Origin of the sequence: Spiroplasma endosymbiont of Monopis laevigella, from assembly GCF_964019975.1 — a bacterium.
Lineage (GTDB): Bacteria > Bacillota_I > Bacilli_A > Mycoplasmatales > VBWQ01 > Spiroplasma_E > Spiroplasma_E ixodetis_A.
The window spans coordinates 718479-742895 of record NZ_OZ026473.1 but is presented as its reverse complement, the minus strand read 5'-3'; the positions used below and the strand labels follow the sequence as shown (position 1 = coordinate 742895).

At 23.2% G+C, this 24417-nt stretch carries 21 protein-coding genes and 1 pseudogene; 12 read left to right on the top strand and 10 right to left on the bottom strand.

The window, feature by feature from the left end:
• Positions 1 to 362 precede the first annotated feature (362 nt).
• Entirely contained in the window at positions 363 to 3431 is a 3069-nt protein-coding gene (locus AACK94_RS04095; protein WP_338975235.1) for a DNA polymerase III subunit alpha, read from the top strand.
• 861 nt (positions 3432 to 4292) lie between these two features.
• Entirely contained in the window at positions 4293 to 5279 is a 987-nt protein-coding gene (locus AACK94_RS04090) for an OTU domain-containing protein (RefSeq protein WP_338975234.1), read from the top strand.
• A gap of 85 nt (positions 5280 to 5364) precedes the next feature.
• Here AACK94_RS04090 and AACK94_RS04085 read toward each other — a convergent pair whose 3' ends face one another.
• Positions 5365 to 6108 (bottom strand): hypothetical protein, encoded by a 744-nt coding sequence (locus tag AACK94_RS04085; protein ID WP_338975233.1) that lies wholly within the window; start codon positions 6106 to 6108, stop codon positions 5365 to 5367.
• A gap of 405 nt (positions 6109 to 6513) precedes the next feature.
• Here AACK94_RS04085 and AACK94_RS04080 point away from each other — a divergent pair, with 405 nt between their 5' ends.
• The gene (locus AACK94_RS04080) at positions 6514 to 7452 is read left to right on the top strand and encodes a hypothetical protein (protein ID WP_338975232.1); all 939 of its coding nucleotides are present in this window, start codon (positions 6514 to 6516) and stop codon (positions 7450 to 7452) included.
• Between the two features lie 58 nt (positions 7453 to 7510).
• On the opposite strand, the gene udk is transcribed toward AACK94_RS04080, so the two are convergent.
• Complete coding sequence (gene udk / locus AACK94_RS04075; RefSeq protein ID WP_338976333.1) at positions 7511 to 8050, bottom strand: uridine kinase; 540 nt, start codon at positions 8048 to 8050, stop codon at positions 7511 to 7513.
• Between the two features lie 79 nt (positions 8051 to 8129).
• Between udk and AACK94_RS04070 the strand changes: the two genes are divergently transcribed.
• Positions 8130 to 9368 carry an IS256 family transposase gene (locus tag AACK94_RS04070; RefSeq protein WP_338976332.1) on the top strand — a complete coding sequence of 413 codons (1239 nt, stop codon included), beginning with the start codon at positions 8130 to 8132 and terminating at the stop codon, positions 9366 to 9368.
• Here AACK94_RS04070 and AACK94_RS04065 read toward each other — a convergent pair.
• The 4 genes from AACK94_RS04065 to AACK94_RS04050 all read right to left on the bottom strand — a co-directional run bounded on the left by AACK94_RS04065 (position 9365) and on the right by AACK94_RS04050 (position 12314).
• Complete coding sequence (locus AACK94_RS04065) at positions 9365 to 9517, bottom strand: hypothetical protein (RefSeq protein ID WP_338975231.1); 153 nt, start codon at positions 9515 to 9517, stop codon at positions 9365 to 9367. The two genes, AACK94_RS04070 and AACK94_RS04065, sit on opposite strands and share 4 nt — an antisense overlap.
• Positions 9518 to 9533: 16 nt before the next feature.
• Complete coding sequence (gene ruvX, locus AACK94_RS04060; protein ID WP_338975230.1) at positions 9534 to 9959, bottom strand: Holliday junction resolvase RuvX; 426 nt, start codon at positions 9957 to 9959, stop codon at positions 9534 to 9536.
• A 98-nt stretch (positions 9960 to 10057) separates the two neighbouring features.
• On the bottom strand, positions 10058 to 10219 hold the full coding sequence (locus tag AACK94_RS04055; RefSeq protein ID WP_338975229.1) for a hypothetical protein: 162 nt from the start codon (positions 10217 to 10219) through the stop codon (positions 10058 to 10060).
• A 121-nt stretch (positions 10220 to 10340) separates the two neighbouring features.
• Entirely contained in the window at positions 10341 to 12314 is a 1974-nt protein-coding gene (locus tag AACK94_RS04050; RefSeq protein WP_338975228.1) for a hypothetical protein, read from the bottom strand.
• A 910-nt stretch (positions 12315 to 13224) separates the two neighbouring features.
• On the opposite strand from AACK94_RS04050, the gene plsX reads away from it, so the two are divergent.
• The 8 genes from plsX to AACK94_RS04010 all read left to right on the top strand — a co-directional run bounded on the left by plsX (position 13225) and on the right by AACK94_RS04010 (position 20790).
• Positions 13225 to 14253: a phosphate acyltransferase PlsX gene (gene plsX / locus AACK94_RS04045; protein WP_338975227.1), complete on the top strand. Its 1029-nt coding sequence runs from the start codon at positions 13225 to 13227 to the stop codon at positions 14251 to 14253.
• Positions 14254 to 14281: 28 nt separating this feature from the next.
• The gene (rnc, locus tag AACK94_RS04040; RefSeq protein ID WP_174481262.1) at positions 14282 to 15001 is read left to right on the top strand and encodes a ribonuclease III; all 720 of its coding nucleotides are present in this window, start codon (positions 14282 to 14284) and stop codon (positions 14999 to 15001) included.
• Between the two features lie 2 nt (positions 15002 to 15003).
• Complete coding sequence (locus AACK94_RS04035; RefSeq protein ID WP_338975226.1) at positions 15004 to 17334, top strand: ABC transporter permease; 2331 nt, start codon at positions 15004 to 15006, stop codon at positions 17332 to 17334.
• Between the two features lie 614 nt (positions 17335 to 17948).
• Positions 17949 to 18461, top strand: a complete 513-nt coding sequence (locus AACK94_RS04030; protein ID WP_338975225.1) for a hypothetical protein — start codon at positions 17949 to 17951, stop codon at positions 18459 to 18461.
• A 207-nt stretch (positions 18462 to 18668) separates the two neighbouring features.
• A complete protein-coding gene (locus AACK94_RS04025; protein WP_338975224.1) occupies positions 18669 to 18830 on the top strand; it encodes a hypothetical protein in 162 nt (53 codons plus the stop codon).
• Positions 18831 to 18838: 8 nt separating this feature from the next.
• Positions 18839 to 19312: a hypothetical protein gene (locus tag AACK94_RS04020; RefSeq protein ID WP_338975223.1), complete on the top strand. Its 474-nt coding sequence runs from the start codon at positions 18839 to 18841 to the stop codon at positions 19310 to 19312.
• Positions 19266 to 19559, top strand: coding sequence for a hypothetical protein (locus AACK94_RS04015; protein WP_338975222.1), 294 nt, complete (start codon positions 19266 to 19268; stop codon positions 19557 to 19559). Before AACK94_RS04020 ends, AACK94_RS04015 begins: the two co-directional genes overlap by 47 nt.
• Positions 19560 to 19672: 113 nt before the next feature.
• Positions 19673 to 20790, top strand: a protein-coding gene (locus AACK94_RS04010) for an IS3 family transposase (RefSeq protein WP_338975221.1) whose coding sequence is annotated in 2 segments (ribosomal slippage) — positions 19673 to 19943 and positions 19943 to 20790 — 1119 coding nt in all. Because the reading frame shifts where the segments join, the coding sequence is not laid out codon by codon here.
• Between the two features lie 58 nt (positions 20791 to 20848).
• Here AACK94_RS04010 and AACK94_RS04005 read toward each other — a convergent pair.
• The 4 genes and pseudogenes from AACK94_RS04005 to ftsZ form a co-directional block, all read right to left on the bottom strand.
• Positions 20849 to 21010 carry a hypothetical protein gene (locus AACK94_RS04005; RefSeq protein WP_338975220.1) on the bottom strand — a complete coding sequence of 54 codons (162 nt, stop codon included), beginning with the start codon at positions 21008 to 21010 and terminating at the stop codon, positions 20849 to 20851.
• 544 nt (positions 21011 to 21554) lie between these two features.
• A pseudogene (locus AACK94_RS04000) lies at positions 21555 to 22795 on the bottom strand (IS256 family transposase).
• A 148-nt stretch (positions 22796 to 22943) separates the two neighbouring features.
• Positions 22944 to 23228, bottom strand: a complete 285-nt coding sequence (gene sepF, locus AACK94_RS03995; RefSeq protein ID WP_281748120.1) for a cell division protein SepF — start codon at positions 23226 to 23228, stop codon at positions 22944 to 22946.
• 6 nt (positions 23229 to 23234) lie between these two features.
• Positions 23235 to 24389, bottom strand: a complete 1155-nt coding sequence (gene ftsZ, locus AACK94_RS03990; RefSeq protein WP_338975219.1) for a cell division protein FtsZ — start codon at positions 24387 to 24389, stop codon at positions 23235 to 23237.
• Positions 24390 to 24417: the final 28 nt, after the last annotated feature.

Below are 24417 nucleotides of genomic sequence, written 5' to 3'. Positions count from 1 at the left end.
TTTTCTCCTTATTTGATTAAAAATAACAAACTCACTTACTTTAAAATGAAGTAATAAGTTGAAAACTTATATTAAGTTTATGCAGATTTTATCATATTATTGGTTTTAATATGCAAAAAATATATTATAATTTTTCCAAGTTATTTATTATTAATTATTGAAAAAAATAATGTTTATTTTTTCTTTTTTAATATAAATTTTAGAAATAAAATAAAAATATAAATTTTATTTCTAAAAAAGTTTATTTTAAGTGTTTTAAATAGTTTTGTATTGAAAACAATAACTTAAGAATAACCTAGCAAGATAAAATGATGTTAAAATTAACTTGTAATATAAGTCATTCAAGAATTGTAGGGGATAGTATGAAATATATAGTTAATTTAAATGTTCGTTCTAATTATTCATTTCTTTCATCAACTATTAAAATAAGTGATTATATTGAATTTGCTAAAAAAAATAATTTAAAAGTTCTATCTTTAGTAGATAAAAATATAATGTATGGTGCTTATGAATTTTGTAATTTATGTATAGAGAATGAAATTAAACCATTAATTGGTTTAAATTGCGTTTGAGAAAGTGCTAGTGATAAAGTTGAATTAACTATTATGGCAACTTCATATGCTGGTTATCAAAGATTAATAGAACTTTCTACTATTATTAGTACTAATAATAATATTGTTACTACTAATGATGTAAAAAAATATCTTAATCAAACACGTGAAGTTTTAGTTATTATTCATGCTAATAACAAAAATATTAGATATATTAAAAATAATTATGATATTTTAAATTCAACAGGTCATGAACTAGTTTATTTTGGTTTAGTACCTATTGATATGGATAATATTACTTTATTAAAATCGATTACATCTAATATTATTCCAATTGATTTGGTTTTATATTTAGATGAAAAACAACATCGTATTTATCAAATTTTACAAGCTATTAAAGAACAAAAAACATTAAAATCAGAAGATTTATCAAAAAGTAATGAGTTTTTATATAAAACTAAACAAGATTTAATGCAACATTATCCAAATGAAATTATTGAAAACATTGAAAAGGTTATTTGATTATGTAATTTAAAATTTCCTAAAAATAAGCCAAATAGTGCAGAATTAAGTTTACCAAAATTTACTTGCCCTAATAATCTTACTAGTAATTTATATTTGCAAGAATTATGTAAGCAGGGATTAGAAGCGCATTTTCAAAGTCGTGAAATTCCTGAAACATACGTTAAAAGAGTTTTATATGAATTACAAGTAATTAATGAAATGGGTTTTGCTGATTATTTTTTAATTGTTAATGATTATGTTAAATTTGCAAAAAGCAAGAATATAATGGTTGGACCAGGTAGAGGAAGTGTTGCTGGTAGTTTAGTGGCATATGTTTTAGGAATTACTGGTGTTGATCCTATTGCTTATAATTTAATTTTTGAAAGATTTTTAAATCCAGAACGAATATCATTACCAGACATTGATATCGATTTTGAAGATACAAGAAGAGATGAAGTTATTAAATATATTCATCAAAAATATGGCAAAGAACATGTTGCATATATTGTTACTTTTCAAACAATTGCTAGTAAAATGGCAATTCGTGATTTGGGAAGAGTTTTTCAAGTTAATATTGAAGATATTAATGAAATGACAAAATTAATACCAATTCAATATAATTTTGAAATAGATATGGCTATTAAACAATCACCAAAATTAGCATGATATGCAAATAAGTATCCTTTATTGTTTACTTTAACCAAAGAAATTCTTGGTTTTCCACGACAAACTAGTACTCATGCAGCAGGAATCGTTATTACAAGTGCACCATTAGTTACTGCTATTCCATTACAATTAGGATTTCAAGGTATTTATCAAACGCAATTTCCAATGCAAACCCTAGAAGCTCTTGGTTTGATAAAAATGGATATTTTAGGATTACGTAATTTAACTATTTTGCAAAATATTTTACAACAAGTAAGTAAACATTATTTTTTAAATTTAAAATTATCTCAAATTCCTTTAAATGATGAAAAAAGTTTTAGCATTATTAAAAATGGTGATACAACCGGTATTTTTCAATTGGAATCTTCAGGAATGCGTCAAATTTTAATTAAAATGAAAGTTGATAGCTTAGAAGATATTATTGCTAGTTCTTCTTTATTTCGTCCTGGACCACAAGAGTACATTCAAGATTATATTAATCGTAAATTAGGAAAACAAAAAGTTACGTATATTCATGAAGATTTAAAACCTTATTTAGCATCAACTTATGGCATTATTATTTATCAAGAACAAATATTATTAATTTTACAGAAAGTTGCTGGTTATTCATTAGGAAAAGCTGATTTAATTCGTCGTGCAATTAGTAAAAAAGATACTACAGTTATGAAAGAACAAGCAAACTCATTTATTAAAAGTGCTGTTAATAGAGGTTATTCATCAAGAGTTGTTAAGAAAATATGAGAAGATATTGAAAAATTTGCTAGTTATGGATTTAATCGATCTCATGCTGTTGCTTATTCATTAATTAGTTATTATTTAGTTTATTTAAAAGCAAATTATCCATTGGCATTTATGGTATCGTTATTAAGTAGTGTTATTGGTAATGATCAAAAAATGTTACAATATTTGAATGAATGTCAAAAATATCAAATTAAAGTTTTACCACCATCAATTCAATTTTCTGGCATTGATTTTTTAATTGATGATGCTAAAAAAGCTATTCGTTATAGTTTACAAGCAATTAAGCAAATGAGTCAAGGTAGTTGTAGTAATCTTATTAAAGAACGTACTAGTAATGGATTTTTTCAAGATTTTTTTAATTTTTGTGCTCGAGCAATATTTATTGGTTTGAATCGTAAAAACATTGAACATTTAATTGCCGCTGGTGCTTTAGATGATATTCAATCAAATCGAACAATGTTATTATTAAACTTGGATGCTGCATTAGAATATGCCAATATGGTGCAGGTAAAAGATGAAACTAGTGGCGAATTATCATTAAATTTTAATTTAATTGCTAAACCAATTATGTTACAAAGAGAAGATGATTGAAATAATAATAGTATTAATGAACATCGTGCATTAGGACTTTATTTAAAATATAATCCTAAATTACTATGAAAAGAACAATTAGATCCTCATAATAAAGCTATTGATTTAGCATATATTAATAATTATGTTGATCAACATGTTAGAGTATATGGAGTTATCAATAATATTAGAGTAATTAAAACTAAAACTAAAAAATTAATGGCTTTCTTTGAAATGCAAAATGATAGTAATGTTATTGAAGTAACGATTTTTGAAAAGTTATATCAAATATACCAAGAATATTTACAAGTTAATAAAGTAATTTTAATGGAAGGAAAGGTAGAAATTTATAATGATAATATTCAGTTAATTTTATCAAGAGTAATTAAAAATTTATAGTAAGCATATAATTTTATCTATGCTTACTATATTAAATAATAAATATAATCAATAGTTTTTAAATTTCTTACTTTAATTTCTAATAATAAATAAAAAATTAATGAACATAATAATTATTAATAATTTCACAATTTTCAATAGCATCTCAAAAGTTATTATCTACTTTTTTTATTTTTAAATAAATATTTAAAAAAATTAGTAATATATTTATAAATAATAAAATTGGACTTAAAATTATAGCAAAAACAATTCCAATTTTTAGTTGTACTAATGATTTAAGATTATAGTTTTCAACAATATTTTGGAAGAGGTAATGTTTACAAAAATATAATTTATTATTAGTTAACATATAAATTAAACCACGTTCTTTTATTAAATTAAAACCATTTTCTTTTGTTATTATTTCTTGTTTTCGATAATAATTATAGAAAGAAGGAATATATTTTATATCATTTTTTATGTTAAAAAAATCTATTAGGGTTAAAGATGTAAATATAACCAAAATAGTTAAAATCAATAGTGATAGTGTTATTAAATTTATTTTTTTAAGTTTCTGAATTTTCATTTTTAAAAATCTCCTTATATTTTATTTATAGGTTAATTTTATTTGTTAGGAAAGTATTATAATATATTTTTTATTAAATAAAATTAAATTATAAAATATTTATATATAATATTTTAATAATGATTTGCTATTATTTTTTTGTTTTTTTGTTATATTATAAGTAGTAATATTTATTACCAATTTTGCGATGAATTGCAAAGCAACGAGCATTAAAATCCCAATATATTTATTTAAAATTTTAGTTTATTATTTTATTTTAAAGTAACTATTTTTCTTTTAAAGGAGCACACATTACCATGGCAATTAAAGATGTACAAAGAGATGGCAATTGTTTATTATGAGCAGTAATTGTTTCATATTTAGAACAAGTTAAAACCAATAAAAACCAATTTAAAAAAAGATATAAATCACTTTTTGGTATAGAAATCGGTTGAGAACGAATTTTTAATTTTGCTGATTTTAATTTTACTGATAAAGAAAATGAAAAATGAGTTAAAGTCTTTCGTAATCGTATTTGTGATTATATTGAAACAAATTTAGATACAAAACGGCCAGATAATAAAGCTAACTTTAGATCAATGTTATTAGAAAGTGAAATCAATAAAAAAAATAAAGAATTGTATCCTAACAATAGTGAAGATACACAAATAAGAAAAACTTTAGAACAAATGAGAAAAAATGGCGAAATAACAGGTTCTGTTGAAATTGAAGCAATTTGTAATATTTTAAATTGTAATATTATTAGAATTAATGAAGATTTTGATGTTGCAAGTAGGGAAAGATTTGAACCAGATAATAATGTAATTGCTAATAATGAGGTGAAGTTATACTATCAAGCTCGACATTATCAATATTTTTCAAATGTTACTAATCAAACACCAACAAAAAGGAATGAGGAAGAAACTACAAAAGTAGTGACGCCTTCATTTGAAGTTAATTCAAGTAATAATAGTTTTCAAGAAAGTATTTTATTTCCAAGAGAGGAAAGTGCTGATTTTTTAATTAATGATAGATTGAAACTTAAAAATCAGTTGTCTGATAAAGAAATTAATGAAGAAACACAAAATGCTATAATTGATATTTTTATTGAAGATATAATTAAAGTACCAGCACATCAAAAAAATGAAATATTAGAAAAATCTATTTTTGAATTAAATAATCAAGATCAATTATTTACAAATCCTAATCTGGTTTTTGAATCATTTATTAAACCAATAATTAATAGTTCAAAAACAGGAGATCAACAATTATTAAAAGAAAGTACTAATGCAAATACTAATTAATTAGTATTATCAATTTTATATTTATTGATTTGTTATATTAATAAAAAATAACCAAATATTTGGTTATTTTTAGTATATTTTAAATTTATTTTACTTGGTATTTAATAGTTGTATTTATATTAAAAAAAGAATTTGGTAAATGTTTGTTTTCATCATAATTATGTAAAAATACTCACAAATTATTAAGTTTTAATTCTTGATTATCAGTAATTATCATTTGTTCTGGTTTAAAATGAAAATAAATTCCTTGTTCCATTAATCCAATTTTATAATGTGATATTCTAATTTGTTTAATATAATTTTCTAATTTTGTAAAAATTTCTTCTTTATTTATTTCTGTAGGTTTTACATCTATAATTCAAGGATCTATTTTAAATTTTGCTTCGATAGATTTTTGAAGAAATGCAAAATATTTCTTATATGCCTCAACATATTCCTTGCCATATCTTTCTTTATAAGCGGCTGTTTTTATTTTTTTAATAATTTTTTCTAATTTTTCTTCTTCAGTATCAATTTTTGTAATTGTAATGTTAACTTTTCCTGTATATTTACTGTCGGCTTTAGCATGTAGTTCTGCTGAATCAGCAGTTCCTTCTGATGCTGCTTTGAAGTTTTTAATTTCAACATCATTAGCAGTTACATCTTTGTTTTGTTTAATGATTTCATCAAGAACTGTTTTTTCGGTATTAAATTTGTTACCGTCAACTTCTAACTTAGTAATGATAGAACTTGATTCTTTTTTTGGTTCTGATTTTGTGCTTTTTGTAGCAACGACAGCTAATACACCAGTTGCAATTAATATTTTTTTATAATTTAGTTTTCTTTTCATATTTAACCACTCCAACGTGTTATTTTATCATTTTTGCTACATTAATGTCAAATTGCAACAATTGATTGAAGAAATATTGATGACTATTATTGATTATTTATATTTGTATTTTTATTAAAATTTGACTTATAGAAAATAAATAAATATAATTATTTTTATAAAATTTATAGAATTTTTTGACCGATACTTTAATTTTTAAAGTAAACAAGGTTTAACCTAGATAATGTGAAATATAAAAATATAATGGATAATAAAAAATACTACTAATTATTTTTCTTTTATAGTAAGTTCTAGTAAGCATATGATATTGTTTGTTCATTTTAGTTACTAGAATTATTGATATGTACTTAAAAGAAGAAATAATAAAAATAACTATTTTAAAAAAAGAATGAAGGGGATAATATAATGAAAAAAATATATGATAATTATCAAGATACTAACTTTAATTATAAAAATATAATATCAACAAAAAATGTAAAACAAACACAGGATGACAATGGTAATTTGTATTATACAACTTTTGATAGTTCTGATCTTCATACACCTGGACAAAAAATTTGAAAATATAATATCAGTACCAGAGATAATGAAATTTATTGAGAAAATAAAGAATTCAAAGTAGGTTCTTTTCGCATGATAATTGATATTAAAGGTAATATTTATTTAACTTCTGCTGGTGGAGTACTAATTCTTAATAATAAAAATCAATCTAAAACTATGCCATTAGTTTCAGGTATGGTAACTGATATTATTTATTTGAAAAATAATATTTATGTATCAACTTTTGATGGCTTTTATAAATATAATATTAATACTGAAATTACTGAAAAAATAAATTTACCAAACAATCTAATAGTTAATTCTATATTTATTGATAAAAATGAAAATATTTATCTTGCTATTTATAGATCTATAAATAAACCTATAAGTTATAGTGTGTTAATTATAAAAAAAGGTCAATCTGAAGCCAAACCAATAATTGGAGATGATTTTTTTAACATTAACGATACAATGTGAATAACAGAAATAAATAGTAAAATATATTTTTATAGTTTAAATTTAGCAAGTAAAAAAGCAAAATTATATTATAGTGATTTAGATAGTAATAAAGTAAATTATGTATTAGATTTATCAATTAATGTTCAAACATTATTTAATTTAAATAATGAACTTGGTTTAGTAACACATGAAAATGGAAATACAGTAATTGAAGTTTTAAATATTGATAGTATAGAAAAAAAATATGAAATAAAAAATAGTGTTTATGAGCAAGTAATGCAAATACAAAAATTTAATATTTTATCTCTTCTAAATGAAGACAAAATTGATTATTTAAGTTGATAATCTTCTTGTTAACTTAAAAAACAATAAAAAACAATTGAAAAATTAAAGCTTAAAGCAATTATTTAATAATTGTTTTAATTTTAGTAGCAATAATATCAATAGCTACAGTATTATGAAAATCAAAAGGAATAATAATATCAGCATAACGTTTAGTTGGCTCAACAAAAGCATCATGCATAGGTTTAACAGTTAATGCATATTGTTGTAAAACACTGTCAAGAGTACGATTTCTAAAACTAACATCTCGTTTAATTCTTCTTAGTAGTCTAGTATCACTATCAGTATCAACAAAAATTTTGATAGTAGATAATTCACGAATAATAGGATTTTCTAAAGCAAAAATACCATCCAGAATGATAACGTCACCCGGACCAATAATCTCAGTGTTTTTACTGCGACTATTGATTTTAAAATCATAAATAGGCTCTTCAATAGCATTGCCGAGTAATAATTGTTCTAAATCATGAATTAATAATTTCATATCAATAGCATTAGGGTGATCAAAATTAGTTTTTTTTCTTTCTTCAACTTTTAAATTACTAAGGTCATAATAATAATTATCCATTTGTACAAAAATGACATTGGAAATGTTTAGTAATCTGTGTAACTTACAAAAATAACTATGTTTAATTAATTCTAGTAAATATAATTAAATGACTAAAAAGAGTGAGTTACAGATGGCTAAAAAAGATAACTTTAATAATAATGATCCAATATCAAAAGCAGTAGATTTATTACTAGAAAATACTGAAGATTTAACAACAGTTTTTAAACCTGGCGGTTTATATAAAGAATTAACAAAAAGATTAGTTGAAAAAATGTTGAATTCTGAAATGCAAAATTATTTAGGATATGAAAAAAATCAACATAGTACTACTGAAAATGCTCGTAATGGTACAAGTTCAAAAAAATTAATAACTCAACAAGGTAAAATTGAAATTGATGTACCAAGAGATCGCAATAGTAATTTTACTCCTGTAATAGTTCCTAAAAGGCAAAGAAGATTTGATGGTTTTGATCAACAAGTTCTTTCCTTGTATGCAAAAGGAATGACATTATCTGACATTAGAATGCAGTTGCAAGAGTTATATCATGGTGCTGATATTAGTGAAAGTGTTATTAGTCAAATTACTGATGATGTTATTGATGATGTTAAAGCATGACAAAATCGACCATTAGAAAGTATTTATCCTATTGTTTATTTTGATTGTATAGTAGTTAAAGTACGACAAGATAAACGGATTATTAACAAATCAGTTTATATAGCATTAGGAGTTGATTTAGAAGGCAAAAAAGATGTTTTAGGATTATGAATTAGTGAAAATGAAGGTTCTAAGTTTTGATTATCTAATTTCACAGAAATGAAAAATCGTGGCTTAAATGATATTCTTATTGCTTGTAGTGATAATTTAACAGGCATGTCAGAAGCAATACAATCAGTTTATCCTAAAACAGAACATCAATTATGCATTGTTCATCAAATTAGAAATAGTTTAAAATATGTTTCATACAAACATCGAAAAGGTCTAGTTGCAGATTTAAAACCAATTTATAGTGCATGTAGTGAAGAACAAGCAATGCAAGCTTTAGAATCGTTTGAAAGTAAATGAAATAAACAATATCCTCAAATTACTAAATCTTGATATAAAAATTGAGATAATTTAATGGTTTTTATTAGTTATCCAGTAGAAATCAAAAGAGTGATTTATACTACAAATGCTATTGAATCTGTTAATAGTCAATTACGAAAAATCATCAGAAATAAAAAAGTTTTTCCTAATGATATGGCAGTTTTCAAAATATTTTACTTGGCAATTGAAAATATAACAAAAAAATGAACATTGCCTATTCAAAATTGAAATACAGCAATTGCTCATTTTATGATAAAATTTGAAGACATAATTAATCTAAATTAGTAACTTTGTAAAACAAAGATACACAGATTATTAAAAAGCCTCATGACATTTTTTTTATTACAAGCTTCAGCAATCTTTTCTGCTACTGTTGTTTTTCCTGAAGCACTGCCGCCAGCGATAGCGATTAAATTAATTTTTTTATATTTCACATTTATCTCCTAAAATTTAAGATTGAGTTATTTTATCAAAGTATGATTGTAAAATAATAGCAGCAGCCAATTGATCTTTAACTTGTTTTCTTTTATTTGAAGAAACATTAGATTTAATTAATATTTGCTGCGAAGAATAGGTAGTTCTTCTTTCATCTTGTAAAACAATATTTAGTTTATCATTATTTTGTGTTAATTTAAATTTATCAATAAAATTTAAAACAATTTTTGCGCTGGGGCCGACTGTGCTATCCATGTTTAAAGGGTAACCAAAAACAAGAATATCAGCATCATATTCTTTAATAACATTTTGGAGTTGGATAATAGCATTATTAAAATCATGCTCTGGGAAACGAATATTTTTTCAAGAAAAAGCAATTTTTCCTTCACCACGAGCAAGTCCTAATGTTTTACTACCTAAATCAATGCCTAAATATTTCATAAATTTATTATACTTAATATTTTTTTTAATTTTAATAATATATTAATTTTATAAAAAAATATTTTTTATATTGTAAGTATAATAAAAATGTATTATGTCTATAAATTTTTATCTTTTTTATATTGTTTTTTTTCTTCTGCAATTCTTTTTCTTTCTTTTTCAGCTTCTTCAATTCTTTTTTTTAATCTTTCTTCATCAAATTGTTTTTTATTTTCTGCATCTTGTTTTCTTAACTTTTCAATTTCCTTATCTTTATCCATAATAAAAAGATCCTCTTTTCTAATGTTAAATTTTGGATTATTTTTTTCTTTTTTTTAAAAATATCCATAAATTAGTATAAATATTTTTTAAAAAAAATATATTTTTAAGTTATATTATGAATTAAGCAAATAAAATCATTTTTTTGTTTGATAATGGAAATTGATCTGAATCATAATCAGTGCTATTTATTATCTTTGTCTTGATTTTTTTTGTATTTGAATATATTACTTTATAAGCCTTATTTACTTCATTTATACTATCTTGCATTTTTATTACTTCTGATTTATTAAAAATTGGAATATTACTATTATTTTCTAATTCTATTAATTTTTCTTCTAGTAAACTTATGTTTGGTTTATGAAAATATCTATTTTTTTTTATTAAAGTTTCAAAACTAAATATTTTATAAAAATTTGAAATAGAAAGAGAAATCATTTGAGAACCTGTTGCTAAGAAAAAAAATAATCATGTTTCTCATTTTTTTAATTTTAATTCAAGTAGATCATGAGATTTTGTAACTTCATATTTAGTAAGTAGTGTTGTTGTTTTAGTAATATTAGTAAAAACAGCATTGAAAAAAAATGACAAAATTGCCATTGAAAATTTTCCACAATTTGATTGTTTTGTAATTCAGTTTGAAATTATTTGAGGACAAATATTAGTTTTAATTTTTAATGTTTCTAATCCTCATTTAAATATATAATTAACTGGTCGTATAGAAAAATAAGTGATTGTATTTGCTAATATAATATTTGGTTTAGTAAAATATTTAATTCAATCACTTATTTTAAAGTTTTCTTGTATAGCATTTGCTATTGCACCTGTCATTATAGAATGTGCCATTATTCATGTTACTGATTCTAAAAATAAATCAAATAATGAATAATTTATTCTTTCTTTTCATTCTAAAGTATCTAAATCAGTTTTTTTTAATTTATTTAAATTATCAATCACTTTGTTTGCCGAAGATGTTAATTCTTTTATTATACTATTATCAATAGGCTTCTTTAAACAATTAAAGTCACTAATTTTTTCAATTTCTTTTTTAAAATTTGGATGATATTCAAAATCTGTAGAGTTTGGAATATTATTAATTTTTTTTATTAAATTATTAATACGTTTTATTCGTGACATATTATTTTTTAATTTTACTTCATTTTCTTCATATAAAAGGGTTAAAAATTCATGTTTATATTTTTCAAATGGTTCAATAGGAATTTTTTTAATTTTAAAATCATTTATTGGATTACTTTTTTGACTTTGGATTATATTTAAAATTGTATTTCTTGATCAATCAGCAATTGCTGAGGTAAAAAATGTCGTTAAAATAGTATCAATGAATGTTGTGAAATAGTTTTGTTTATTTTGAAATATTCCATAAAAATAATCTTCTGATGTATATTCTTGCTCATCAAAAATATATGTAGAAATTATTCTTTGTGCATTTTTTCCAGTAAATGCAATATAAACTAGTAGTAATCCTAACAATAAATTAGGTAATGTTTTTTTAATTTTGGCATTTATTGAAATATTGCTAGACGAAGTAGGATTATCAATAATTTTTTGCATATTTGTTAAATACTGATATAAATTTAATAAATTATCATAATTAATATTAATACTTAATTCTTGATTAAATGAGGTAATATTTTTTATAAACATATCTATATTATTAATAGAATTTATAGTAGCGTTTTCTAAAAAATAATAATATTTTGGATCTGATTTTTCGCCTCCTTTAACTTTGATAGGAGAGGAATCTAAAAGTTTATTATTGTTTAGGTCATCTGATAATTTGTCAATGTTTTCATATTTTTTAACGTGTTTATATAATTTATTATTTTTAATTAAAAATATTTCAAAAATAATTTGACTATTTGGAAAGGCAATTCTTTTAGTTCAACATTTAAAATCATTTTTGTTTTTGTCATAAATTGTCATATACGATTCATAAATAACTGAATCAAGTTCATTAGATTTATTTCTAATTTCAGTTTTATATTCTCATTCTCCTTTATTATTTTTTCATTTCTTTGTTTTTCCACCAAAGCGATTATTGTTTTTTGTTAATTTTATTTTTTTTAAATTTATCATTTTTACTCCTTTTTAATTACAAAAGTTTTATTTAATATAATGTTAATTTGTTATTAATAACAGTAAGTATATATTTTAAAAAGGATCATATTCTTTTAACAAGATCCTCAAAAGTAGTAGTATTAATTTTTTTGAATTAGTTTTACTACAAAAATTTATAAGTATTTCAAAATCATATCCAAAAAATTACTGTTTATAAGTAAAGTTTTTAGTTGTGTTATTAATTTTTCCCCAATGCCTTCTTAGATATATAATAAGAAGTAACTAAATTCTAAAGTTTTTAAAATAAAATACAATAAAAATTATTTTTAATTAACTTTATTTTTATTTTTTATGAATAATAATCAAATTAATAGTGTTTATTTTATAAATAAAAATAAACACTATTAAATGTTTTAATATTTTTTTAATTCTTTGATCATTTTTGATTTTAGTAAAATTATGATAAGATATTTTTATATTTATATTAGTTTTTTGCTTTTAAAGTTTTTTTTATTAATAAAATAAATAAAAGGGTTTTGGTCTTTAAAAAAAACTGGTGTAAATAAAAACAATTATTTAGAAAATCAATATCAAAATAATTAGAGATAAATTGTTTTTTAACTTTTTACTAGCAAATAATGAAATATTAATATTTAAAATAAATAAAAGGGTTTTGGTCTTTAAAAAAAACTGGTGTAAATAAAAAAAATTATTTAGAAAATCAATATCAAAATAATTAGAGATAAATTGTTTTTTAACTTTTTACTAGCAAATAATGAAATATTCATATTTAAAATAAATAAATGCAGTATTAGTTGGATTGTTAATCTTAAGGAATTAAAAAAATTAACGTATAATTAAACTATCAATAATATAATATAATATTATTTAAGGTTTCTTAAATTATTTTTTGTTTTTAGGAGGAACTATGAAAATTGCTTTTGATGTAATGGGTTCAGACCATGGTAGTTTGCCCGCTATTGCTGCAGCGTTAGAAGTTATTAAAGAATTCAAAAACGTTGAAATTTGTTTAGTTGGTGATGAAAAACAAATTAATGGAAACTTGCAGATTTTATTAAAAAATAAGCCATTATCATCAAGAATAACAATACTAGCAACAACCCAAGTAATAACTATGAATGATGGTCCACTCGCTGGTATTAGAATGACTGATTCTTCTATGAATCAAGCCATTCAGTTAGTTAAAAATAAAAAAGCAGATGGGATTCTAACTTCGGGTTCAACTGCTGCCTATCTTGGTGATTGTCATTTTTTATTAGGCGAAATCAAAGGCATTAAACGTCCGGCATTCATGCCAATTATGCCTACTTTAATAAAAGATCAACAAGTAGTATTATTGGATGTTGGAGCAAATATTGAAAACACTGTTGATGAATTAATTAATTTTGCATTAATGGGTCATATTTATTGTCAAACTATTCAAAATATTTCACGTCCTAAAATTGGTTTATTAAATATTGGCATTGAAGAAAGCAAAGGTCCAGAAGTAACTAAAGCAACATATGCTAAACTAAAACAATTAACACAAAAAAATGAAAAGTTAAGTTTTTTAAATTTTCACGGTAATATTGAACCACGAAATGTTTTAAGTGGTGATGTTGATATTATTATTTGTGATGGTTATTCAGGTAATATTGTTTTAAAATCAGTTGAAGGCATGGCATCATTATTATTTACATTAATTAAAAATGGTTATAAAAAAAATTTATGAACTAAATTTTTAGGTTTAATGTCAATTGGTATTTTTAAAAATATTAAAAAGACTTTTGATTATAAGAATACAGGTGGTGCTCAATTAATAGGTATTAATGGCATTGCTTTTAAAGCACATGGATCTAGTGATAAAAAATCTTATTATAGTACTTTAAAACTTTTAATTCGTGCTATTGAGCAAGATGTTACTAATAAAATAGCTAAACAAATTCAAGAATTATAATTTATAAATAAGTATTAAGGAGAAAAATATGATTAATATTGAACATATTTTAAAATCGAGTATTTTAGAAAAAATTAAATCTAATCGTAATTATCGTGAAGCGTTTACTCATCGTTCTTTTTCAAACGAACATAATTTAGATTATTCATATGAGCGATTAGAATTTTTGGGTGATTCGATTTTAGGGGAAAATATTTCAACTTACATTTGGCACTTATTTCCAAATAAAGATGAGGGACAATTAACAAGTTTACGTAGTAAAGCAGTTAGACAAGAAACATTGGCAGCAGTGGCAATTGCTCTAGGATTACAAGATTATTTATTTTTGGGAAATGGTGAAAAAAATACAGGTGGGCAACAACGCGAAAGTATTTTATCAGATGTTTTTGAATCATTTCTTGCTGCAGTATATCTTGATTTAGGAAATAGTGCCGTTAAAAAAATCTTAGATTTAACTTTATTTGAATTAATTAAAACTAATCAGTTAGAAACAATTATTGATTATAAAACTAAATTACAAGAATTAGTACAGGCAGAAAAAAGAGATCCTATTAATTATAAAACTATGGAACAAATTAAAAAAGATAATATTACTTATTTTATTGTTCATGTGTATTTAGATAATAAAATACTAATGGGGAAAGGAGTAGGAACAAATAAAAAGAAAGCTGAGCAAGAAGCAGCAAAGTCAGCTTTAGCAAAACTGTCAAAATCTAATTTATTAATAAGTGATCATAAGAAGGGATAATCATGTTTAAATTATTACGTAATTATATTCGTGAACAAAAAAACAATTTATTACAAATGTTTGGTTTAGGTTTTTTAGTAATGATTATGATTATTGCCTTTTTATCATTAAATTTTTCTAATAATTATTTATTTGAACAATATGTTAACGATATTGCTCATAATGAATTTAACCAATATACATTTTTTTCACCAGTGGAATATGTTAATTTTGATGGAAAATATAATGAAAAAGATAAAAATGGTTCTTATTTAAATAATATTAATTATTATCAAAAAGATAATACTATTGATAAAGAAAAGATGGCAAAAGCTACTTTTCAGTTAACAATACCAGATGCTACTAGACCTGATATATATCGTTTTACTTTTTATGGAGGACTCGCTAATAGTAAAGAATATTTTGCTATTGGTGATAGTCTTTTTAATGATACTAGCCATAAATATATTGATTTTAAAATTAATATTCCTATTAATTATCCATCTTATGATACTCATAAAGCAACGATAGAACAATATGCTAATATTCTAAATCAATATCTATATGATCCATTACATCCAGAAAATGCAACAAATTTTATGATTACTAGTGAAGCTGCTTTACAGTTTTATAATGATAATTTTAAAGGAAAAACTGAGTATCCATATGCTAATCGAAACTATAGTGAAATAGATATTAAAAATGAAGCTAAGTTATATGAAATAATGTCAATGGGAATGTTATATAAAGATATTGAATGACAACATGCTGTTATGGTCCGTGATTGATTAATTACTAGTAAAAATTTTGCTTTTATTGAAACAGGACCTGAATATATTGTTAATAAAGCAATTATTGTCAAAGATGGTGGCCCAAGTTTAACAGAAAAACCATTACAAGATAATGAAATTTTAATTTACAAACATTTTGCTGAACTAAATAATTTACATATTGGTCAAAATTATGTAATTGCTGGACAAACGTTTATTATTCGTGGTTATGCTACAAGCTCATTAGCAGCATTTGTTGGTCGTTATTTTGGTAATTCACTTGATTTAAAAAATAATACTGTTGCTTTTACTAATGGTAATACGATGCACAAAGTTGAATCTGATTTAAAGGCATTTAGCAGTAATATTGATGATTTTTTTTTAGGTATTAATCCTGACTTGGCTAAAAATATTGATTCACAAATAAATAATGAATGAATTTATAATTATCTTCATGCAACTTATAAAACACCTACTGATATAGCAAGTACAAAATATTATAATAATGGTATTGAATATAATAAAATAGTTTCACCTTTAAATATCAATAATCCTAGATTTTATACTAGTATGCAAGAATGATCTTTTAGTTCCATTAATAATAGAATTAATGTTATTGAAGAGATTTCTAGTTTATTTTTAATTTTAATTTTTATTGTGACTACTATTATTATTTTTATTATTACTTTTAAAATGATTGATCGTAATAAAAAATTAATTGGAATTTTAAAAGCAACAGGATATAAAAGTTGACAATTAAGTATATCATTAGTAATTTCAATTATTGCTCCTTTATTTATTTTTGCTATTATTGGTGTTTTAATTTCGATTCCAGTTGCGCATTATTTAATTTATATTACTAATATTAGTACTGTTGCCTTAATTAGTTATGGTTGGTATTTTAATATTGTTACTGCTATTTTATTACTTGTTATTCCAATCATTAGTTTAACTTTCATTAGTTTTTTAATGGTATTATTCTTATTAAGAAATAAACCCTTAGATTTAATTACTAATAATATTTCAAAACAAAAATATAAAATAAATATTAGTTCAACTTTTACTTTTATTGCAAGATATGTGATTGGTAGATTTAGTTATCGTAATAAGTTGGCCGTTACTACTTCACTACGTAGTTTTGGTAAAACATTAATTATGTGTTTTACTAGTATTTTTGCTGCAACATTAGTATTCTTTGCGCTTGCTGCTAGTGGTTTAGTTAATAATATGTTAGGTTCACAATTTGCGGGAACTAATTTTAATTATCAAAATGGTTATCAATTTGATGATAATATTAAAACTAACTTTATTAATAACGAAAATAAATTAATGTATCAATTTAATAGTGTTGATAATATTAAAAGTAAAATTTCATTATATCCAGAATTATTAGTGGCAATTAAACAATTTGATCCTCTTAATCCTAATAAATCAATTGTGATTAATGTTCAAAATCGTTATATTATGGGTAGTGAATTATTAAAAATAAAACAATGAATTGATGCTAATCCATCAAAGATTCCATCAATAATTAAGAATTTTTTAGAAAAAAATAGGGAGCGTACCGAAGATGTCGATAACTAAAAAGTTTTAAAAATAGCTCCTTTCTTTTTTAAATCCTTAAATTAAAAATAAATGACAAAAGATGAGAATAAAAATCTTGTCTTTTTTTGTAATTGTAAAATTTTAAAATTTTTAATAACCCTCTTTAACGCTATTATCAACACGTGTTAGGGAACTAAAAAAGTGAACTACAACACAGTTGTTAAAAATAGTAGCTAGCATGTGGACTTGCATGGATAAATAAAAAGTGGAGTGATACCTAATAAAATATACTAACCATTTAATGGTAATTCTTGGGGTGGGAGCGGATTGGAAACTAGTATATATAGACCTGCTTAGGGAACCTACTATATTAATTCTATTCTTTATTTAACCAACCTTGCCACTCACCAGTGAGCAAGTGTTGGTTTTATTTTTTATTTTTTTTGAAAAATTTTTGGGCGAGAAAATAAATTTCAAACTTGTAAAAAAAATTGAACCGGCACCGCTCAATGTTTTTTAAAATTTCACAATTTATTTTTGAGCCCAGAATTTCTGGAATGAATAAAACTAATAATAGTATTATTAATAATTTAAAAATCAAAATATATGTCCTTTATGCTAGAAGCAACAGGACATATTAGGAAAGGATTATTATGCAAATAGAATTTAAAAAAGAACAAATTGTTAAAGATAAACCACAATCTATTCTTATTGATTATGTTGAATATAAATTATCACTTCCAAAATGAATGATTAAAAATAATTCTTTTATTGTTGATAATAATTACACATATTGGGTTTTTAATTCTGAAAATATTAAAAGAGAATTAAATGGTGATGAATTAACAAAATTATTAGAACCATATATTTCTGAACAGAAAATAACTGTTAATAAACCAGAAACACCCAAAGAATATTATCTTAATGATATAAAACTTGAACCATTAACATTTTATGAACAGCATAATAGTTGATTTATTGGTGAAATAACTGATAGTAAAACAAAGATTACTAATCCTTGTTTTAAATATAATGTTACATGAGAAGAAAACAGAAAAGGTTTTAAACTAAATAATCCATATAACCATAATGATTTGTCAATTAATTATATAGTCACTTCTTATAAACATATTTTAACTCATAATGAAAAGATATTTTATTTATAAAGAAAAAAACTATGAATAATAAAAATAAAAAATGTGAATTAAGAGTTTGTATGGATAAAGTTTGAAAAGAATGTATTAATAATTCTACTAAAACTATTAAATATAAAAATTGACCAATACCTTATTTAATATGTGACAGTTGTTATAACAAAATACCTAAATACCTTAAACAAACAGCAAAAATAATTGAAAAGGATGATTTACATAATGGAAAAAAAGATTATTGAATATAAAGTAGGATTAATCAAACAAATTGATAGTTTACAAAAAAATAATTTAGTTTGTGGACATAAAGAGTTTATCGAAGAATGTAAATATTGCTGAAGTAATTGTGATTTAGAAATTATTAAAACAATTGTTAGAGGTTAATTTGATTAATGCAATATGACTTAATTATTGGAATTGACCCTGCTGGTATTGGTAGTAATGGAATTATTATATACTCAAATGAAACTAATAATATTGTTTTTAATGAAACATTTAAAACTAAAACAGTTTTAAAAAGCAAAAATCTATTTAAAGAATACTTTTTATTAATTAAAAAACATTTTGATAATAAAAAAATATTAGTTATTGTAGAAAATTTCTTTTTAAATTCAAAACAATTATTAACAAATCCATTAGCAACTCCTAAAATTATTGGTGCTTTAATAGTATTAGCAGAAGATGTTATGAATTGAGATTATTTAGAAAGTGAACCAAAAAATAAAAACAAAATAGAAAATTATAAAGGAAATATAAAATTAACAAAACATGAACAAGATGCATATAAGCATATTAAATATTATTTAAGGAATTATAAAAATGAAAGAGAAAGCCAATTATGTCAAATTAACAGTAAAACTGAGTAACACTATTGAAACAAAATATTACGAAAAAGGTAATAAAGAATTATATTATAGTGTTCGAGGTCAATGAAATGGATTAAACTATGTTACTTTAATTTTTAACAACCCAAAATTTTATAGACGCTGTATTTTATTAAACAAAAACGATGAAATTATTGTAACTGGTCAAATTTTTAACACTTTAAATATTCCTAAAAATCGTGCATTTTGTTCAATAAATGTTAAATGATTTAAAAAATGAAAAGAGTAAAAAATGATATTATGAAAAATTTTATTAATAGTACCAATGGATGGGTTACACTTTATTGGACACTAATTACATAGACAAGTGAACAAATTAGTTAAAAGAAAGGAATTATAATTATGGTCACTATTAACTCATATTCAGATGAATTTAAAAAACAAATAGTAGCTTTATATCAAAGTGGCAAATCAGTATCTTGCCTTGTTAAAGAATACAATGTTACAAGAGCAGCTACTTACAATTGAATTAAGCAATTTACTAATTCAGGTAGTTTTAAAACTAAAGATAATCTTTCAGATTTAGAAAAACAATTAATTCAAGCAAATAAAGAATTAAAACAGTTACGAATGGAAATTGATATTTTAAAGCAAGCAGCACTAATAATAGGCAGAAAGTAGAGATTATTGCAAATAATAAATCTAAATATAAAATTCGCACAATGTGTCATTTTTTAAAACTCTCTAAATCAACATATTATTTTAATTTAAAGAAAAAAAATAAAATTCAAAATAATATTTATGAACAAGCTGTTATTAGTGCTTTTAAAGAAAATAAAGAAGTTTATGGTACTAGAAGATTAAAAGTCATACTAGCAAACCAAGAAATTTATTTATCACGCAGAAAAATTAAAGAAATTATGAATAAGCATAATTTAATATCAAAATACACTAAATTATCATTCAAAAATTATCATAATAAAGTCAATGATAGTCAAATAACCAATCTTGTTAATAGAAACTTTAATAATAGAATTAAAAATGAAGTTATTGTTAGTGATTTAACTTATGTTCAAGTTAATGGTAAATGAAACTATATTTGCCTATTAATCGACCTATTTAACCGCGAAATTATTGGACATAGTGTTGGAGTTAAAAAAGATGCATCATTAGTATATCAAGCATTTATGCAATCAAATCACTGTTTAAAAGATATTGAAATATTTCATACTGATCGCGGTAATGAATTCAATAATAAAACTATTGATAAACTTTTATTAGCTTTCAACATAACTCGATCTTTAAGCAAAAAAGGATGTCCTTATGACAATGCTGTTGCTGAAGCAACTTTTAAAACTTTCAAAATTGAATTTATTAATGATAAAAATTTTACATCATTAATCCAATTAAAATTAGAATTATTTGATTACATCAATTGATATAACAACATAAGAATTCACAGTACTCTAAACTACCTAACTCCAGTTAGTTATCAAAAACAAATGTCTACCAAAAAATAGTCCTAAAAAGGGTTGCCATTCCAAATATTTAAAAATCAAAATAATGAATCTGCTTTAATTAAACTATTAAAAAATATAGCAAGGTCATCACTATTAATTGTTTGCAATACTTTCTTTCTATTTTTGCACTTGTAATCTTAGAAATTATTTCTTTTCTAAAATGCTTAATATTTTTTTGCTTTTTATTATCAGAACCTATTTCTTGACTTTCTGTAGGCACTTCTTTACATCCTTTCAAATAAAAAACCCATTTATTTTATTAAAAATAAAACAATTGGGCTTGAAAAACATATTTTTTTAAATTTTTTATTTTAAATTTTCATTAAAATAAGCAAAGGAACAATTCTAAAATAAATTAGTTATAATTTATTTGAAAAAGTTAATTAACAATTTCTAAAATCTCTTGTTAATTACCTATAATAATGCATATAGTTTATCTCTAATATTTAAGATAACTATTCCTAAATAATAGCATGTATAAAACGTATTGCAAATAATATACAAAAATCATACTTTATATTACATTAATTTTACTAATTAAAATGATAAATAAAAACATCATTGATATTATATAAAAATAATAAACACTGTTATTATGAAATAAATTTTATTATTACATGAAAAAATAACAAATAAACAAATTAAAACAATAAATCACTTCTAAATTAGAAGGGATTTTTATTCTAAAATTAATGTAAGAACAATTTAAAAAATAAATAATTGAGGCTTTTTAATAATCTGTGTATCTTTGTTTTACAAAGTTACTAATTTAGATTAATTCTGTCTTCAAATTTTATCATAAAATGAGCAATTGCTGTATTTCAATTTTGAATAGGCAATGTTCATTTTTTTGTTATATTTTCAATTGCCAAGTAAAATATTTTGAAAACTGCCATATCATTAGGAAAAACTTTTTTATTTCTGATGATTTTTCGTAATTGACTATTTACAGATTCAATAGCATTTGTAGTATAAATCACTCTTTTGATTTCTACTGGATAACTAATAAAAACCATTAAATTATCTCAATTTTTATATCAAGATTTAGTAATTTGAGGATATTGTTTATTTCATTTACTTTCAAACGATTCTAAAGCTTGCATTGCTTGTTCTTCACTACATGCACTATAAATTGGTTTTAAATCTGCAACTAGACCTTTTCGATGTTTGTATGAAACATATTTTAAACTATTTCTAATTTGATGAACAATGCATAATTGATGTTCTGTTTTAAGATAAACTGATTGTATTGCTTCTGACATGCCTGTTAAATTATCACTACAAGCAATAAGAATATCATTTAAGCCACGATTTTTCATTTATGTTAAATTTGCTAATCAAAACTTAGAACCTTCATTTTCACTAATTCATAATCCTAAAACATCTTTTTTACCTTCTAAATCAACTCCTAATGCTATATAAACTGATTTATTAATAATCATTTTATCTTGTCGTACTTTAACTACTATGCAATCAAAATAAACAATCGGATAGACACTTTCTAATGGTCGATTTTGTCATGCTTTAACATCATCAATAACATCTCATCAGTAATTTGACTAATAACACTTTCACTAATATCAGCACCATGATATAACTCTTGCAACTGCATTCTAATGTCAGATAATGTCATTCCTTTTGCATACAAGGAAAGAACTTGTTGATCAAAACCATCAAATCTTCTTTGCCTTTTAGGAACTATTACAGGAGTAAAATTACTATTGCGATCTCTTGGTACATCAATTTCAATTTTACCTTGTTGAGTTATTAATTTTTTTGAACTTGTACCATTACGAGCATTTTCAGTAGTACTATGTTGATTTTTTTCATATCCTAAATAATTTTGCATTTCAGAATTCAACATTTTTTCAACTAATCTTTTTGTTAATTCTTTATATAAACCGCCAGGTTTAAAAACTGTTGTTAAATCTTCAGTATTTTCTAGTAATAAATCTACTGCTTTTGATATTGGATCATTATTATTAAAGTTATCTTTTTTAGCCATCTGTAACTCACTCTTTCTAGTCATTTAATTATATTTACTAGAATTAATTAAACATAGTTATTTTTGTAAGTTACACAGATTACTAAACATTTCCAAATAATTTTATTTCTTTATTATTAGAAAGAAATAAAAACCTATTTGTTCAAGATTAACTTAATTCATTTTTAAATTCATAAATATGAATATCAGTTTTATCAACAACAAAACCAATAACATACGAAATACCACAAAGAAAATCTATAATTCTTCTTCGATCATTTTCAACAGTTGTTGTTAAATTAACTTTAATTGGTTTTTGTAAAATCATAGCATTAGCAATTGATTCAATTTCTTGATAATTTTTAGGAGCAAATTCTTGTATTTGTTCTTGAAAACTGGTTTTATAATTACTATTTTCATCACTGTCTTTATATTTTTTACTTCTTCATCCCATAATTAATTAAACTTCCTTTCGTCTTCGTAAAAATGATGGTAAATCATCATCTGCTTCCATTGCTGCTTCTTGGACTAAATTTTGTTGTTCTTCTTCTTTTTTCTTTGTTTGTTCTTTAATTTCTTCGCTTAAATATTGAGTCTTATTAGTAATAAATTCATGATTATCAACTTTTGAACTATAAACAAAATTATTGGCATTAGCACCTTCTTCATCAAAACCAGTGGCAATAACTGTTACAATCATTTCATCATTTAAATTTTCATTAACAGCGACACCAAAAATGATATTAACATCATTACCCGCAGCATCACGAACTAAATCAACAGCAATATTAGCATCAGTTAATGTCATTGTTGTTCCACCAGTAACATTAACAATAGCATTTTTAGCGCCCTTAATTGTCACATCATCAAGTAAAGGAGAAGAAATAGCTTTTGTTGCGGCTTGTTTAGCTTTATGTTCACCCTTTGACATTCCAATACCAAATAAGGCATTACCTTTATTTTCAATAATAGTACGAACATCAGCAAAATCTAAATTTATTAAAGCAGGAACAGCAATTAAGTCAGTAATAGTCTGTACACCTTGACGTAAAATATTATCTGCTTCTTTAAACGAATCTTTAAGAGGAATATTACCAATTACTTGTAATAATTTATCATTAGAAATAATAATAATTGCATCAACTTGTTTCTTTAAATTTTCAATTCCAACTACGGCATGAGCATTACGATTACGTCCTTCAAATTTAAATGGTTTAGTAACAATAGCAATTGTTAAAGCACCACATTCTTTAGCAATTCTTGCAACAATTGATGCAGCACCAGTACCAGTACCACCACCCATACCAGCAGCAATAAAAACCATATCTGCACCATCTAAAGCACGTTTAATCTCTGCTTCACTTTCAATTGCGGCTTGTTTACCAATTTCGGGATTAGCTCCCGCTCCAAGTCCCTTTGATAATTCTTTGCCCAAAATAATTTTATTTTCAGCTGGAGATGCATTAACTACTTGTGCATCAGTATTAGCAACATAAAAATCAACACCTTGTACCTCTGCTTCAATCATTCTATTAACAGCATTATTACCAGCACCACCAATACCAATTACCCGAATTGATGCTATTGGTTTAAATTGTGAATTATTATGTTCCATTTTATTTTCCTCCTGATTAATCAAATTG